The sequence below is a fragment of the Bacillota bacterium genome, assembly GCA_040757085.1.
Taxonomy (GTDB): Bacteria; Bacillota; Sulfobacillia; order JACIYH01; family JACIYH01; genus JACIYH01.
Map to the genome: position 1 here is coordinate 38001 of JBFLXJ010000007.1, position 15877 is coordinate 53877.

Below are 15877 nucleotides of genomic sequence, written 5' to 3' on the forward strand. Positions count from 1 at the left end.
CCTCCCCAGCACATGATGGCACGCTGGCGCCTTTCTCCTCCACTATATGCGCTTACCAGCCCGGGTAGACATCCCTCCCCCGCCCGGGCCGTCGGCGGGACGCCAGATCATGCGCAGGGGAGTGCCCTGCCAGTCAAATGCCTCTCGTAACCTGGTCTCCAGATACCGCCGGTAAGAAGGCGGGACCTCCCCGGGGTCGCTGGCGGTCACCACGAAGGTGGGGGGCGCGATACCCACCTGCTTGAGGGAGGTCACCCTCACCCCCCCAGGAGGGGGCGTACGGGAGACCGCGTCGGCCAGGAACCGGGACAGCGTCCTGGTGGCAACTTCCCGCCGGTAGGCGGCCGCCACCCGGTCGACGGCGGAAAGAAGTTTGCCCAGGCCCCGTCCGGTCCGGGCGGACACCGCCCATAGGGGAGCGTAAGCAACAAAGGAAAGGTCCGCTGCCGCCCGCGCCATGACCTGGGGGCTCTCCGGCCCCGGGATCAGATCCCACTTGTTGAGGGCGACCACCAGCGCCCGCCCGCTCTCATGGATGTAGCCGGCCAGGCGCTGGTCCTGCTGCACCACCCCCTGGGTAGCATCGATCACCAGGATGGCCACCTCGGCCCCGTCGATGGCCCGCAGGGCCCGCATGACGGCGTGACGCTCCAGGGTGCGGACGATCTTGCTCGCCCGCCGCACCCCCGCGGTGTCCACCAGGATGTAGCAGCGGTCGCCCCGGCGCAACAAGCAGTCCACGGCGTCTCTCGTGGTGCCCGGCAACTCGGAAACTATGAATCGCTTTTCACCAAGGAGGGCGTTCACCAGGGAGGATTTCCCCGCATTGGGCCGCCCCACCACGGCGACCCGCACCGCTTCCCCGGCACCGGCCACAGGCCCCGGGGCCGGAGGGGGAAGCAGCGCCACCACCCGATCCAGTAGATCGCCCACGCCGCGCCCGTGCAGGGCCGATACAGGCAAGGGGTCACCCAGTCCCAGGCGGTAAAACTCGGAGGCTCCCCGCGCCCGCTCCGCATTGTCCGCTTTGTTGGCCGCCACCAGCACGCGCTTGCCCGTCCGGCGCAGGAAGTCCGCTACCTCCTGATCCAGGGGGTGCAGGCCTTCGGTCACGTCCACCACCAGGATCACCAGGTCAGCGGCGGCCACGGCGGCTTCCGCCTGCTCCCTCACTTCCCGGGCCAGGTCGATGCCGCCTTCGGCCATGCCCCCCGTATCCACCAGCACCATTTCCCGCCCTGCCCAGTCCGCCTCGGCGTATACCGGGTCTCGCGTCACGCCGGGACTCTCTTCCACGATGGAACGCCGCTCACCGATGATGCGGTTGAACAGGGCGGATTTGCCGACGTTCGGCCGTCCCACCAGGGCCACCAGGGGCCTGGTCACGGATGCCCCACCTCCACCCGCGGGCGCCACCGGGCACCTGCATCCCGGGCGGCGTCCATTCCCAGTACGGCCCGCCTCAGGGCCGCCGGCGTGGCCGGTACCGCCCGCACCGGCACCCCCAAGCGGGCTTCCAGATCGGCAAGGCGATAATCGTCGAGGAACCTCCCTTCCGCGTCAACCGCGGCCCCGGGGACGAGCACCAGGTCACCCAATTTCCCCCTGCGCGCGGCCAGCGTCGCTTCCAGGTCAGTCCCTGTGAGGAGCCCGGCCACGTCCACCTGCTCACCCCAAAAGACCGACGGCACGGCCACGAGTTCCAGTTCCAGCCCCCGGATCGTCGCCACATCTTCCACCACCGGTGCCAACACCCCGGCCCCTGCCCGCCCGGTGGCGATGGTCACCCGGTATCTCCCCCGCGGATGGCGGCGGGGCAGGTATTTCCGCTGCCGCATCCAGCCCTGCCGGAAGCGGGCCACCATCCCCACGCCGTTTTCCAGTTGGGGGAATCCATCGTACCCCGATGCCGGAGGAAAGGGAATCCCGGCGCGCAGGTACACCTCATCCGCCAGGTAGAGCACCCCCCGCTGCCGCTGCTGCCTGAGGCGTGCCTGGTTCCATTCCCCCCATGCCACCAGGCGCCTTGCTCCCTCGGGGTCGAGCGGGACCAGGCCGCGGCGGTGGTAGCGGGTCAGTCCCACCGGCACCACGGCCAGCGAGGCCAGCCCGGGGCCCAGGGTCTCCAGGTCGCGCAGGGTGTTATCAAGAACATCGCCATCGTTGTAACCAGGGCAAAGCACCACCTGCCCGTGGATGGCGATGCCCGCCTCCACAAGTCGCCGTAACAGGGGGAGGATATCCCCAGGCGGAGGGCAGCGCATCAGCCGCTGCCGGACGGCCGGATCGGTGGCATGGATGGAAAGCCGCAGGGGGCTCAGCCGCTGTCGCACGATGCGCTCGAGATCAGCAGGTCCCAGGTTGGTCAGCGTAACATAGTTGCCGTTCAGAAAGGAGAGCCGGTAGTCGTCGTCCCTCACGTAAAGACTGGGCCGCAGGCCGCGCGGCAGCTGATCCAGGAAGCAGAACAGGCACCGGTTGGCACATGTCCTCACCCCGTCAAACAGGGGATGGGTGAACCGGAGCCCCAGGTCGTCGTCCCACCCTTTGACAGCCTCTATTCGGTAAGTCCCCAGGCCCTCCCGCCACACTTCCAGGATCACGCGCGGTGCGGCGATCTCGAAGCGAAAGTCCAGCCAGTCCCGGGGACGATTACCGTTCACCGCCACGAGCCGGTCTCCCGGGCGAATACCCAGGCGCCAGCCCGTTCCCCCGTATTCCACACGCTCGATCAACACACCGCCTGTCATCATCCCACGGGCATTATAGCCCAGCACAGGCGGGAGTCAACCATGCATTATGAGGAGTTGCGGGCTTGTTTGACCACTCGGAGCAGGCGGGGGAGGTCCCTGGTGATGCCCACGGCAGCCAGCGCCCGTCCGGGTTTCACCAGGCCCAGCCGGCGCGAGAGGTACCCTCCCAGCTTGGTGAGGGGCCCGGCGCAGGCCAGGGTATCGTGGCTGGTCACCTGCCCGTCCAGGCCCAGGGCCCGCAAGAGGGCGTCGAATACCAGGGTGGCGCCCCGGGAGTCGCGCCCTCTGCCCATGGCGTACACCCGCCGCCCCTTCTCATCCGTCCCCAGGTAGAGGGGCCATCCCCGCTCGCGGGTGGGGGTACGGTCAAACAGGGGAAAAGTAGCCACCTGGCGCCAGGTGGGCCGCTGTGGCAGCATCCCGAGGTGGATCGCTCCGGCTACCACCGAGGTGTGGGCTCCCCCGAAACAGTGATAGACGATGCAGCGGGTGCCGTCGCATACCGGCTCTGGGCGAGGTCCGGGCGGGCCAGGAGCTGGCCTGCCCCCGGGCAGCAAGACTTGCGCCCGGTCCGGGGCCAGGATGCCGGCCCAGGCGGAAACCCACCGTGCGACCAGGGGCACAGGGCGCCCCACGTGGAGAATGTAATTCTGCCTTCCTTCCGCATCGGTACCCAGGGAGACGAGGTGTCCGGGCCGCCCGCGACGCAGGTGCAGAACAATCTTATTTCCTTCCATAGCCCCGGCCACCGCGTAGCGTCACTTCGTTCAGCCAGCGCCCCAGACGACGCCTGGCCTCTTGCCAGCTACCGGTGCTCAGCCAGAGATACGCTCCTCCCAGGACGCCGGTCAGGCCGAGCACCCACCACAGTGCCCGCAGGGCACCTGCCGCCTCGCGCCCTCCACCCACAGCGGGCCCTACGGCACCTGCGGCGACGGGAATGGCGTCGGCCAGGAGGGCAGCCCCCCGCTGGGCCTGCTCCTGGGTGACCTTCTCTGTTCCTACCTCAATCAGCAGATTTCGGGGGTGGACGTCCTGATTGAACTTCCCGCTCACGTAAAGGATTCCCCGTACCAGGCCGGGGTACATGTTGTCTGCCACCGCTTTCAGGCGCTCCGCAAAGGAGCTGTTGGCAGAGGCCTGGGGGTTTTGACGCCCGATGACGATCATGACCTGGCTGGTGGGTTGCCCCCCGATGTTCCGCAGGTATTCCTCGGCCGGCCCGGAGTCCCGGTGTACGTCCAGGAGAGCCAGGGGCCTGGAGGCGGCCAGCGCCACCGCTCCCCGCCGCGACCGCTCGTAAGCCCTCCCGTCGTGGGGCAGATAGACGGACATATCGTGGACGGGCGTGATTCCCTTCTCCTTCAGGCGGGAGGCCAGGCTCGCGCCCACCGCGAACACGCCCCCCTTGCCCTCTACGCTGGCCGCACCCTGAGAAGGCTCGTACGACTCGTCACTATGTGTATGGTAGATTCCGACAACTCTTTGGGGGGCTTGCACCGGCTCAGCACCGGTCGTGGAGCCCGGGACCGCGCTCAAACTCTCCCGCCACTTTCCTGTGCGGGCCGACGGAAGCGGGCGGCCGGTTCCGACACTGGCGGCCTGTGGGGGCTCTCCCACCAGGATGCGGGCAATGACTTCGAGGTCGGCAGGGGTGAGCAGAGCACCCAGATCTTCTTCAGCTATCAGGCGGGCTACTGCGCGCCTGTTCTCGACCCGCACCACGCGGTAACGACGGTTATCGAACGCTAAGAACTCGTCCCCCGGCTTCAGGACATGCCCGGTGGCGATGATGTGCTGCCCGTTTTCGTCCACCACCATCATATGGGCGGGCGGGACCAGTTCGTCCTCTGCTCTGGCCAGAGGGATCCCCACCGGCGCCCACAGGAAAAGCAGGGTCAGGCAGGTCAGGGCCAGGACTCTGTTCCTCAGTGCTGGTCCCCCCCCTCACCTCTGCCACCCGTTTCCCGATGCCGGTCACCTTCCTGCCCGGCACGGGTGGTCATCCTCTCGCGCACTTCACCGGCCAGTTCCGCCAGGCCCACGGCCAGGAGAGCTGCTATCACCACGGCATCGAATGCGCCTGCCCCCCCCACCCAGGTGCGGGTGGGGTAGGGCCGGCCAAACCCCTCCACCCAGTGGCCCAGGTCAGCCAGGATGGTGCCGGTGGCGCCGGCCGAAAATGCCGCCCGCCGCGATCGCCCGGCCAGGTAAGCGATGATCCCGGCCACGGGTCCGAACACGTAGGCGGGGTCGATCCACATGGTCTGCTCCTCAGGAGGGAGCAGTCTGCCGAGCAGATAAACCGCTCCTCCCGCCAGCAGGGCGGCCAGGACGCCCCGTCCTCTCTCCCTGGGGGTATCCGCAGTGGCCAGAAGGTATACGCTCACCCCCAGGGGCACCAGCCCGCCGCCCACGTTGATCACCAGTTCCCGCGGGGGCGGCACCAGGCGGAAATTGGCCAGGCTGCCGGCAGCCATGAGCAAGAGTATCCCCAAAGCCGCGCGGTCACTCAGGCGCATGCGGTCGAGCACCCGGTGACCCGCGCCCAGGTAAACGAAGATGGCGACCACAAGAAGGAGTACGGATCCCCAGGGCACGGCCACACCACTCCCCAAACGGCGGGCAAGCCTAGCTTGCCCGGCCCGGGAGCAGGGTATGCCCGCAAAAAGCAGGTCACCTGCCGAGCGGCAGGCGACTGCTGAATTACCGGGGAAGAGCCCGGACGGACGGTGGGATCAATGCACGTCCGGATCAGTGATTTTCCTTGTTGTTGAGAACCTCGCTAACGGCCGTGCTCAGCGGGGCAGAGTTCCCCGTGGTCAGAAACCGCTTGATCTCGGCCCGCTCCTGGTCCTGGAGCACCTGCCGCAGGGAGAGGCCGATACGGCGGTCGTGAGGACGCACCCTCAGGATCTTGACCTTGATTTCCTCCCCCACGTTGAGCACTTCGTCGGCCCGGGAAACCCGGTCGCTGGACAGTTCGGACAGGTGGACGAGTCCTTCTACCCCGGGCTCCAGTTCCACGAAGGCTCCAAACGGCGCCAACCTGGTCACCCGCCCCGTGACCACGCTGCCCACCGGATACCGCTCCTGTACGGTCTGCCAGGGGTCAGGCATGGTCTGCTTCAGCCCCAGGGAGATCTTACCCTTCTCCCGGTCCAGACGCAGTACCATGACGTTTACTTCCTGGCCCTCCTGCAGCACCTCGGAGGGATGGTTGACACGCCCCCAGGACATCTCGGAGACGTGCAGCAGCCCGTCCACACCGCCCACGTCAATGAAGGCACCGAAGTCTGTGATGCTTTTTACGGTGCCGGGCCGGATCTGGCCTTCGGCGATGGTAGCCCAGGTTTCCTCCCGCTTGCGCCGGCGCTCTTCTTCCAGCACCACCCGCTGAGAGAGAATGCAGCGACCCTTGCTACGGTCCAGTTCAATTACCTTGAGGCGCAGCTTCTTCCCCACGTACTTGCTGAGGTCCTGGACGTAGCCCCGCTCAATCTGGGAAGCAGGAACGAAGCCGCGCAGGCCCACATCCACCACCAGGCCACCCTTGACCTCCTGGATGACCTCGGCCTCGATTACCTGGCCCTGCTGCCGCACCTGCTTGAGCTCCTCCCAGGCCAGGATTTCGTCGGCCCGTTTCTTGGACAGCTTCAACACCTGTTCCTGGTTGTCCACCGAGAGTACATACACTGTGACCTCGTCCCCTGGTCGTACGATCTCGTCGGGGGAATTAAAGCGCCGCCGGGCCAGTTCTCCCAGCGGGATGATGCCCTCGGACTTGTATCCCACGTCCACCAGTACGCCCTGGGGGGTCACTTCCAGCACCCTGCCCTGCACCAGGTCTCCGGGCTGAAGCAGACCTAGGCTCTCCTCAAGCAGGCTCACGTCCGATCCCGCCGGCGAGAGGCCCGCGTCTTCCGCCTCCGACACCTCTACGGGAACGGCATCCCGGTCCCCCGCGGGGATCGCGCTCCCATCCTCCTCGGCGACGCCAGCCTCGTCGTCCGCGGGGGCCTGGGTTTCGTCTGCCGGGACCGCCACGCGGGTAACGTCTACCGCTTCGGTCACCAGGGTCTCCAGGGTAGCTGCCTCCTCAGACGCCCCCTCTAGTTCCTTGCGATCCTCCCCAGATAACTCCTGCACTTTGGCCACGACCTCCTTTATCGCCCATTCCGGGGTAGAAGCCCCAGCAACGATGCCCACCGTGCCGACCCCTTCCAGCCAACCCGGCTGGATGTCCTCGGCGCCCTCGACCAGGTATGCGGGGGAACCCTGCTCGCGCGCGATCTCGAGCAGTCGCCTGGTGTTGGCGCTCCCGCTGTCGCCCACCACCAGTACCAGGTCGGCCTCCCGGGCCACCTCCCGGGTGGCTTGTTGTCTCTGGACGGTGGCAGTACAGACGGTGTCTGCCACCGTCACCTCCCCGCACCGCTGGCGCAGTGCCGCGACCACGCGCTCCAGCGTCTCCGCGGGAAGGGTGGTCTGAGCCACCACGCCCACGCGCTCCGCAGGGGGGAAATCCGCCACCTCGTCCGGCCCGCTCACCACCCTGGCCTTACCGCCCACCCACTCCACCAGGGCCTGGATTTCCGGGTGGGAAGGATCACCCACCACCACCACCTGGTAACCCTGGTCGGCCAGCCGCTGCGCTTCCCTACGGGCGCGCCTCACGAAGGGACAGGTGGCATCCAGTACCTTGAGCCCCCGGCGCCGGGCCTCCTCGTACACCGAGGGCCCCACCCCGTGGGTACGGAAGATCACGGTGCCCTTTACATCGTCCAGGGCGGAAACACACCTGACCCCGGCCGCTTCCAGTTCAGCGACTACGCGCCGGTTATGGATAAGCGGCCCGAGAGTGGCCAGCGGGCCTCGCCCCGCAGCCTCCCGGGCCATGTGGACCGCCCTTTCTACCCCGAAACAGAAGCCAAAGTGCCTAGCCAGCAGTACCCTCACGACGCTTGCCTGCCTCGCCTGAAATAGAGCCCTCGAGCAACGCAGCTATGGCCCGGGCCATCTCGTCCCGGACTGCCCTCACCTTCTCCCGGCTGGGGTTGAGATCCCGGCCGAAATAGAGGGGCCTGCCGATTCGCACGTGCAGAGGCCGGAACAACCGGTAGGGACCGACAATGGCCATGGGAACCACCGCCGCTCCCGTGCGCAGGGCCAGCTTGGCCCCCCCGCTGCGCAGGGGCCCCAGCTTGCCCGTCCGGCTCCTCGTGCCCTCCGGGAAGACCCCCACGGCCTGCCCCTTCTCCAGAAGTTCCAGGGACCGGCGCACGGAGGAAAGGTCGGCCCGCTTGCGGTCCACAGGATACGCCCCCAGAGCGGTGATGACGGAGCGCAGTACCGGTATCCGCCACAGTTCCCGCTTGGCCATGAAGTATACCTGACGGGTGGCGGCGCATCCCACCACGGGGGGATCCCAGGCGCTGATGTGGTTACAGCAAAACAGGACCGGTCCCTCCGGAGGGATGTGCTGGCGCCCCTCAACCCTCCAGAAGAAGAACAGCTTGAGGAACGCCGACACCAAGTACCGCGCCAGGCGGTAAGCCACGGTTACTCGTCCTGACACAGCCGCAACACCGCCTCCACCGTCTGCTCCACGTCCAGGTCGGTGGTATCGATCACCACCGCGCCCTCCGCCACCGCCAGGGGGGCCAGCCCGCGGCGAGAATCCGCCTCGTCGCGGGATGCCAGGTTATCTCGGACTTCCTCGAAGGAAACCGGATACCCCGTCTCCCTGAGTTCCTTCCACCTGCGTCTTGCCCTCTCCTCCAGGGACGCTGTCAGGAACACCTTGCAATCGGCCTCGGGGACGACACAGGTGCCGATATCGCGACCTTCCAGCACCGCTCCGCCCGGCTGCGCCAGCTCCCGCATGCGCCGGGTGAGGATCTCGCGTACGGCAGGTGACCGGGCCACCCTGCTGACCGCAGCGGAAACGGCAGGTCCCCGGATAGCTGAGGTAACGTCCTCACCGTCAAGGAGGATGCGCCCCGAAGCAGATTCCACCGTTATGCGCGTGCTGGCAGCCAGACCCGCCAGCGCCCTTTCGTCGTCCGGGTCAACCCCTGCCCGCAACACCTTCAGGGTGAGCGCACGGTACATGCCCCCGGTATCCACATACAGATATCCGAGCCTCGTCGCTACCCGTCTCGCCACCGTACTTTTTCCCGCCCCCGCCGGCCCGTCAATGGCAATAACTCGTGCCCGGCGGTCTCTTTCGCCTTCCCTTTCGACAATGATCTGTTCTTTCCCTTTTTCACTCTTCATGCTTCTAAGCCGCCGCCCCTTACCATCCCTATTCGGCCAGGCGCAAACCGGCACGCACGGCCAACTCCCGGGCGCGGAGATACTCCTTTGTGCTCAGGGGCCCGGCCAGTTCTTGCGCTTCCCAAGCCCGATAACACGGCCGATACTGCCCCATGACATTCACGTACGTGCGGGGAGAGATCTCCTCCACCAGGAAGCGGACCACCTCTGCTGTTCCCGCAAGACCGTGGGGCAAGACCAGGTGGCGTACGAGGAGCCCCCTTTTTGCCAGCCCGTCTTCGATCACCAGGTCACCCACTTGGCGGTGCATCTCGCGCACCGCCTCCCGGTTGCGCTGCGGGTAGTCGGGGACACCCGACAACCGCCTCCCCACTTCTGCATCAGAGTACTTCATGTCCGGCATGTAAATGTCAACTATGCCTTCCAGGAGACGCAGGACGGGGAGGGCATCGTACCCTCCTGTATTGTACACCAACGGGACGGAAAGACCCTGGCTTGCTGCAATGGCCAGAGCGGAGAGAATTTGAGGCACTACGTGGGTGGGGCTGACCAGGTTGATGTTGTGACACCCCCAGTGCTGAAGAGTCAGCATCATATGGGCCAGTTCCAGATGCGTAGTCTCCCTACCCTCACCCTCCTGACTGATCTGGTAGTTCTGGCAGTAAAGACAGCGCAGATTACACCACCCGAAGAAGATGGTACCCGATCCCCGCCACCCGGTAAGAGGCGGTTCCTCTCCGAAGTGGGGCCCGTAGCTGGAAACCACCGCCCGCTCGCCCGTACGGCACACGCCCACCTGTCCGCGCCGCCGCCGTGCTCCGCATTCCCGGGGACAGAGACGGCAGGGGTCGGCCAGTTCCCAGGCAGCCTGCGCCCTGGCCTCGATCACGCCCGCGTCAAGCTGCCGGTACGCCGGGAAATCCCGTCTCAAGGTCGCCACCTCCACCCCGTAGCGTACCAACTAGTGACCCCTGAGACCCAGGACCAGACCCAGCACCAGCCCCATCAGAAAGACGCCTGTCGTGACGGCCAAGAAAAGGCCCGGGCGAGCAAAGGGATTCCACCCTCCAGCCGGGACCCTGGTGCGCACGACCCCCCGCCCGGCCTTGCCGGGGCGGGCACCACCAACGTGCGCCCTGGCAGCCGGAGAACCGGTACGACCTAACGACGCACGGAACCAACTGGCGGAGGCGCGCGCCGCGCGCCCGCCGGCAGGGCGCTGGAAAACCCGCGTCGGCTCCGGCCCTCCCCTCCCACTCACAGGATCTTTTGCAGCCGGGTGCCGGGGGTAATGCCGGGGATGCGACCCCGTTTGGCTATCGGCTGCCCGGCAACCTCCTTCAGATCCATGGTCATGTCTATGGGTCGCGTCCCGGAAATGTAACTCCCCACCCCGAATGCGTCTGCGCCGGCTTCCGCCAGCATGGCAATGCGCCCGGGGTCGAGTCCGCCGGAGACGAAAACCTTCACGTGGGAAAACCCCGCCTGGTCAAGCCGCTGCCTCACTTCCCGCACCAGGTCGGGCGTGACCCCCCCACGCTCGGCCGGGGTATCCAGCCTCACCCCGTTCAGCGCCGGCCCCAGGGCGTGGGCAACCCGCAGCGCCTCCTCCGCCTCGTCCTTGAAGGTGTCCACGAGGATTATGCGGGGCGCGTCCGGGGGCATGTACCGGTCGTAGGCGCGGGCTACTTCGACCGTATCCCCCACGATCAGGATGGCAGCGTGGGGAATGGTGCCCGCGGGAAGCCGCCCTGCCAGCCGGGCGGCCATGACGCAGCTTGCCCCGCTGGCTCCTCCCACCAGCGCTGCTCTCTCCATGACGGGGGCCACCGCCGGGTGCACGTGCCGGGCCCCGAAACAAATCACCGGTTTCCCCCGCGCAGCTCTTTGGCACTCCCTGGCCGCCGTGGCCCAGGCGCAGTTCGAGGCGAGAATGCCCAAAAGGGCAGTCTCCAGCAATCCGAACTCCCCGTAAGGACCGGCAATGCGCATAATGACTTCCTTTTCGGTGAACTCTTCTCCCTCGGGCAGAGCCCAGAGTTCCACCCGGCGGCCCTGCAGCAGGTTGACGCACTCGGGGACTCCCGCCATCACCCCGGCCCGGCTGGTGAAAATCTCCGCCACCACGGGGGTTTCCAACTTACCCAAACGTTTCAGGATCTCGTAAGTGCGCAAGAAATAGACGTCGGTAGTCGCCCCTCTGGCCACTTCTTCAGGGGTAGCCGAATGCAGAAGACGGGGCCCGGGGTCGTAATCGGGTACCTCGGACAAGGTCATGAATTCTGCCAAATTGATCCCTCCGCTCGGACACGCCGCTCCTCTCAGAACACCCGCACTCCCAGCACCTTCTCCATCTGGTTCAGGGCCCAGTCATGGGCGTCGGCGGCGAATGAGGCCACCTTCTCCCTGGGGACTTCCACCTGGTAGCCCCTCATGCGTGCGTCGGCGGCCGTGTACAGGATACAGATGTTGGTGCACACACCGACCAACCGCAAGCGCGTTATCCCCAGTTCCCGCAAGGTCAGGTCCAGGTCGGTGGCAAAAAACCCGCTGAAGCGTCTCTTGGGGATGACCCGATCGCCCGGACGCGGGGCCAGGGCGGGAACCACCTCGGCACCGGGAGAACCCGCCACGCAGTGGGGGGGGAACATGGCGAACTCGGGGTCATCGGGCCGGTGTCGGTCACATACGTAGATCACGGGTACCCCGGCCCGCCGTGCCTCCTCGATCTCCGCCGCGACCGGGTCCACCAGGGCAGAAGCCGCCGGACCGCAGTACAGGCTGCCGTCCTCGACCACAAAATCCCGCAGCATATCTATAACCAGCAGTGCCCATTTTTCCATGTTACGCCCCCTCCTGGGCGTTGATATTCGCTCCTTCGGGAGGCTTTCCTGCCATACGGGTGGCTCACCTGGCCCACTTTCCCTCACTTTTGGCAGGTCGCTGCTCTCCGGGGGCAGGGATGCCCACTGCCCGGCGCAGAGCCGCCAGTTCCTTCCCGGTCAGGTAACGGAACTGTCCGGGCGGCAGGCGCCCCAGGCTCAAAGGTCCCATCCTCACGCGGGTCAGGCGCAGAACGGGATGCCCCACCGCTTCCGCCATCAGCTTTACCTGATGGTACCTGCCTTCCCGCACGGTGACCTCCAACCATGCGTTCTCCCCATCCCTCCCCAGTATCCGTACCCGGGCAGGCGCGGTGGGCCTGCCGCCCACCATCACGCCCCGCCGCAGGCGAGACAGTGCCCGGGGCCCGGGCACCCCGCGTACCAGGGCGCGGTAGGTCCTGGGCACCTCGAACCGCGGGTGGGTAAGGCGAAATGCCAGGGGGCCGTCGTTGGTGAGCAAGAGGAGACCAGAGGTGTCCCAGTCCAGCCTCCCCACCGGGTAAAGCCGCACATCCCCAGGCACCAGATCCAGCACGGTGGGCCGGCCCTGCGGGTCCCGCGCCGTGCTCACATACCCGGGGGGTTTATGTAACAGGATGTAAACGTGTTCCTGAGGCCGCACCGGGTGGCCATCCACCGCTACCCGGTCGCAGGCGGGGTCAACCGTAGTGCCCAGGCGCGTGACCACGTGCCCGTTGACCTGTACCCGGCCCGCCTGGATCAGCTCGTCGCACTTGCGGCGCGAACCCATCCCGCAGCGGGCCAGGTAACGATTCAACCTCTCACGTGGGCGAGGGCCTTCTTCCAAGTAACCAGTCCTCCACCACCTGCCCCAGCTGCTCGGGCCCGTCCCGCTTCACGTCTATCACCGGAATCTGCGATCCCACGTGTTCTGCCACCCGGGCCTTGAGCTGGGACGCGTCGAGCCTGGCTGCCCGGAACCGGTTGGGCCCCAGCAACCGGGGATAAAAGGGGTTTACGGTCACCGCCAGTATAGCAGGTCCGCCTACTACTGCCAAACCCGGTCCCAGCGACTCCAGCCGGTACACCATCTCGAGTACCCGTTCGGCCGGGCCAGCCAGCAATAGCTGCACGGGATGAGCAAAAAGCAGCCACCCCCACCCCTTCCCCGCTTCCATGCCGCTTATCATATCGGCGAGCCAGGCCAGGCCGGCCAGGGTTACCATACCCAGGATCAGCACGGTCTGGCCCCCGGCCAGCAGCCGGGCCGCCACCCGGCACTCATCCTCCGATTGCAGGTGACGCAAACGGCATCCCTGTAGCCGATGGCGGGGTAAGGAAAACAGCCGGGTGAGGGCGTGCACCTCCCGGCCCAGCACCTCCGGGTCAACAGAGCGCGCAGCTCCCGTGGAAATCACCAGCCCCTGCGCCCTCCCCAGGGGCGAAAGACGCCCGAAGGCTCCGTCCACGAGGAGCAGGTCGGACTCCTGCCGGGCGGCCAGCAGGCGGCAAAGCCGGCCCAAGCCCCGCCGGTGGGCGGGACCGGCCAGTATCACCCGTCCGGGCGAAGTGACTCTGGCAACCACCAGAGGGCCCAGGGCGGTGGAGACGCCACAGTCAGCCAGCAGGTCCCACCCCAGCGGGGACTTCTCCAGGCAGGGGCGGGCCGTGCCCACCAGGTCGCCCGCGTGCACCTCCACCCGCGGCTTGGGAAGACCAGTGAGGTTGTCTAGTTCTTCGCCATCGTAACCTATGCTGGTCAGCGCCACCCGGTAGCCGCGCCGCCGGGCTTCTTGAAGGATGGCGGTGAGGGCCGTAGTCTTGCCCGTGTTCTTGGCCGTTCCCACGCACCCCAGTACCGGGAGGTACATCTAGGCCCGGCCGGAGCGTGACACCGTGCCCTTGCCCGCCCGGCCGGGGTTGCCTCCTTCCTCGCGATTGCCGAACACCCCCGCATACAGCGCCTCACAAAAAGAAGGCTGTTGCAGGGCTTCCCGCAACGTCGCCGCCACACCTTCCAGCAGTTGCTCGGCCAGGTGCTCTGCCCGGGGGGTGGGGGAGACGGCGGCCTCCCCCAGGAAACGGAACACCTCCCCTACCGCCCGGAGGGAATCCACCCGGGCGGCGGCGGTGATCGGTCCCCGCGAGTAAGCCTCGTCGGTGGAGGCGATGGTAATGGCGTCCACCCCCAGAGAAGCGGCCAGGCCGGCGTGCAGGGCAGTGGTTACCGCCGATTGCACCCTTTCCTCCGTGTGGGTCAAGAATCCGATGGGCGCCCCTGGCCAGATGGGGGCATCGATGATCCGGCGCAGGGCAATCACCTTGGCGGCGTTCCAGTCCACGTAGTCCTGGTCCATGTATCCTTCCAGCATGGCCTCCGGAGAGTAGCAGAACAGGGGCTGCAGGATCGGCCGCGCCCCCAGTTCCAGGGCCGTGGCCACCACCGCCAGCATGCCGGCCACCGCCTTGTGTGCGGGCACCCCGCCCAGTTCCTCGTTCGTCACCACGTCGAATGGGAGCCCGTAATCCGCGGCCAGGCGCATGGCAAACAACGCGTCGGCCAGAAGGCGCTCCGGATCGGTACCCCCGCCGAGGGACCCGTACACCGGGTTGATCTTAGTCAGGTCCGCACCCGTGGCGGCGGCCCACACCACCGTCTCCGGGGTGTTGAGACCCCGGTGGGCCCGCACCTGCCAGAGCAGGTGATTGCCGGTGGCCTCCCGGAAGAAGCGCAGGTTCTCCGGCGTGCAGAAGGTGCCATCGGCACTCCAGGCCAGGAGTCCCCGTGGCAGCCCTTCGTGCCGGGCGCTCCAGGCGGGATCGAAGTGAACGGTACCTTGCGCCCCCCACTGGCCGGCCACCACCGCGTGCAGGGCATCCATGACCGGGCATCCCGTGCCGTACTGGATGAATACCACGGGGCGCCGGTCGTACCCGGTCGCCACCAGGGGACGCCATCCCCTGCCCTTCCCCAGCAGTTCCAGGGCGCGATCTCGCTCTTCCTGCCCGATGGGCCGGCAGTGGGCGGGCAACTGCCCCTGCCTCATGGCCACCACCTCTGGGCTGGCCAGGCGCAGGTATTCCTCCTCCAGGCGGGCCCTCTCTACCTCGTCCGCCGTGAGCATGGCCCGCACGAGAACGGCCCGCTCCGTGCCCGGGGTGCTGGTGCCCTCTCCCCAGGCGAGAATCCCCCGCGCCAGTTCCCCCGCCCACCGGCCAATGTGGGCATCCTTCCACCGGTAAGTGTAGCGGGCACACAGGTCGGGTTTTTCGAGGCTGAGGGCCTCCTCACCGTGGTGGAACGGCATTTCCTCCACGAACGCCACCGCTGCTTCCGGCGGCGTCCCGGGACCGAAGCCAGCATCGTATCCCATTTCCGCCGCCAGTTCGGGTCGCACCGCCATCCCGCCGACGGCAACGCGCAGGCGCGGCCGCAGGCCGGCACCATCCAGCAGGTCCGCTAGGTGCGCCAGAGTCTCGGCCGACTCGTACCCGACGGTGCGGCTGACCAGCAGGCAGTCGTAGTGATCCCCCAGGGCCGCCCGGGTGATCTCTTCCGCGGTGAGGTCCGGCGGCAGGAGGGTAACCCGGTGCCCGCGGGCCTCCAAGCGCTTTTTGATCAGCTTCAGGCCCACGTCGTGTACGGGATCGAGCGGGGCCAGCAAGACCCGCCTGGCCCGCGAAGCAGCCCCGGTTTCGCTAGCCGGCATTGGCGACCACCTTCTTCAGCCAGGCGTATTCGCCTCCCGGGCGGTGCACGTAGGCACGCAGCCTCACCCGTGCCCCTACCCCCCGGAATTGCAGGGACACCACATCGCACTCGCCAAGCCCCAACTCTTCGATCAGCGCGCGGGCAAGACGCACGCACTCCTCTTCACTCTGCCCGAGCAGGAACGTTTCCACGTCTATGGCGTCGGCCACATGGTCCAGTGCCCTGTGCATTTCCTGCCTCCCGCTCATCATTGATGACCAGCTTGCCCCACACGAGAGCAGATTCAC

The 15877-nt window shown here is 67.1% G+C and carries 16 protein-coding genes; all 16 read right to left on the minus strand.

Going from position 1 to position 15877, the window contains the following annotated elements:
* Positions 1-42: 42 nt before the first annotated feature.
* The 16 genes from der to AB1446_02790 all read right to left on the minus strand — a co-directional run bounded on the left by der (position 43) and on the right by AB1446_02790 (position 15820).
* Positions 43-1386 carry a ribosome biogenesis GTPase Der gene (gene der / locus AB1446_02715; protein MEW6545818.1) on the minus strand — a complete coding sequence of 448 codons (1344 nt, stop codon included), beginning with the start codon at positions 1384-1386 and terminating at the stop codon, positions 43-45.
* Positions 1383-2738, minus strand: coding sequence for a DUF512 domain-containing protein (locus AB1446_02720; GenBank protein MEW6545819.1), 1356 nt, complete (start codon positions 2736-2738; stop codon positions 1383-1385). The genes der and AB1446_02720 overlap by 4 nt, the downstream gene beginning before the upstream one ends.
* A 59-nt stretch (positions 2739-2797) precedes the next feature.
* Positions 2798-3490: a DUF3189 family protein gene (locus tag AB1446_02725; GenBank protein MEW6545820.1), complete on the minus strand. Its 693-nt coding sequence runs from the start codon at positions 3488-3490 to the stop codon at positions 2798-2800.
* The gene (gene spoIIP / locus AB1446_02730) at positions 3477-4628 is read right to left on the minus strand and encodes a stage II sporulation protein P (protein MEW6545821.1); all 1152 of its coding nucleotides are present in this window, start codon (positions 4626-4628) and stop codon (positions 3477-3479) included. Before spoIIP ends, AB1446_02725 begins: the two co-directional genes overlap by 14 nt.
* Before the next feature lie 53 nt (positions 4629-4681).
* Entirely contained in the window at positions 4682-5353 is a 672-nt protein-coding gene (locus AB1446_02735) for a DUF1614 domain-containing protein (protein MEW6545822.1), read from the minus strand.
* 154 nt (positions 5354-5507) lie between these two features.
* Positions 5508-7712 (minus strand): bifunctional 4-hydroxy-3-methylbut-2-enyl diphosphate reductase/30S ribosomal protein S1, encoded by a 2205-nt coding sequence (locus tag AB1446_02740; GenBank protein MEW6545823.1) that lies wholly within the window; start codon positions 7710-7712, stop codon positions 5508-5510.
* Entirely contained in the window at positions 7693-8331 is a 639-nt protein-coding gene (locus tag AB1446_02745) for a lysophospholipid acyltransferase family protein (GenBank protein MEW6545824.1), read from the minus strand. Before AB1446_02745 ends, AB1446_02740 begins: the two co-directional genes overlap by 20 nt.
* Positions 8316-9032 (minus strand): (d)CMP kinase, encoded by a 717-nt coding sequence (gene cmk, locus AB1446_02750; protein MEW6545825.1) that lies wholly within the window; start codon positions 9030-9032, stop codon positions 8316-8318. The genes AB1446_02745 and cmk overlap by 16 nt, the downstream gene beginning before the upstream one ends.
* A 28-nt stretch (positions 9033-9060) precedes the next feature.
* The gene (locus AB1446_02755) at positions 9061-9963 is read right to left on the minus strand and encodes a radical SAM protein (protein ID MEW6545826.1); all 903 of its coding nucleotides are present in this window, start codon (positions 9961-9963) and stop codon (positions 9061-9063) included.
* A 30-nt stretch (positions 9964-9993) separates the two neighbouring features.
* Positions 9994-10122 (minus strand): hypothetical protein, encoded by a 129-nt coding sequence (locus tag AB1446_02760; GenBank protein ID MEW6545827.1) that lies wholly within the window; start codon positions 10120-10122, stop codon positions 9994-9996.
* 167 nt (positions 10123-10289) lie between these two features.
* Positions 10290-11309, minus strand: coding sequence for a nicotinate phosphoribosyltransferase (locus AB1446_02765; GenBank protein ID MEW6545828.1), 1020 nt, complete (start codon positions 11307-11309; stop codon positions 10290-10292).
* 44 nt (positions 11310-11353) lie between these two features.
* Complete coding sequence (locus tag AB1446_02770; protein MEW6545829.1) at positions 11354-11875, minus strand: isochorismatase family cysteine hydrolase; 522 nt, start codon at positions 11873-11875, stop codon at positions 11354-11356.
* 64 nt (positions 11876-11939) lie between these two features.
* Entirely contained in the window at positions 11940-12725 is a 786-nt protein-coding gene (locus AB1446_02775) for a pseudouridine synthase (GenBank protein ID MEW6545830.1), read from the minus strand.
* On the minus strand, positions 12700-13749 hold the full coding sequence (locus AB1446_02780; GenBank protein ID MEW6545831.1) for a hypothetical protein: 1050 nt from the start codon (positions 13747-13749) through the stop codon (positions 12700-12702). The genes AB1446_02775 and AB1446_02780 overlap by 26 nt, the downstream gene beginning before the upstream one ends.
* The gene (locus tag AB1446_02785) at positions 13750-15588 is read right to left on the minus strand and encodes a cobalamin-dependent protein (protein ID MEW6545832.1); all 1839 of its coding nucleotides are present in this window, start codon (positions 15586-15588) and stop codon (positions 13750-13752) included.
* Positions 15578-15820, minus strand: a complete 243-nt coding sequence (locus tag AB1446_02790; protein MEW6545833.1) for a hypothetical protein — start codon at positions 15818-15820, stop codon at positions 15578-15580. The genes AB1446_02785 and AB1446_02790 overlap by 11 nt, the downstream gene beginning before the upstream one ends.
* Between the last annotated feature and the right edge of the window lie 57 nt (positions 15821-15877).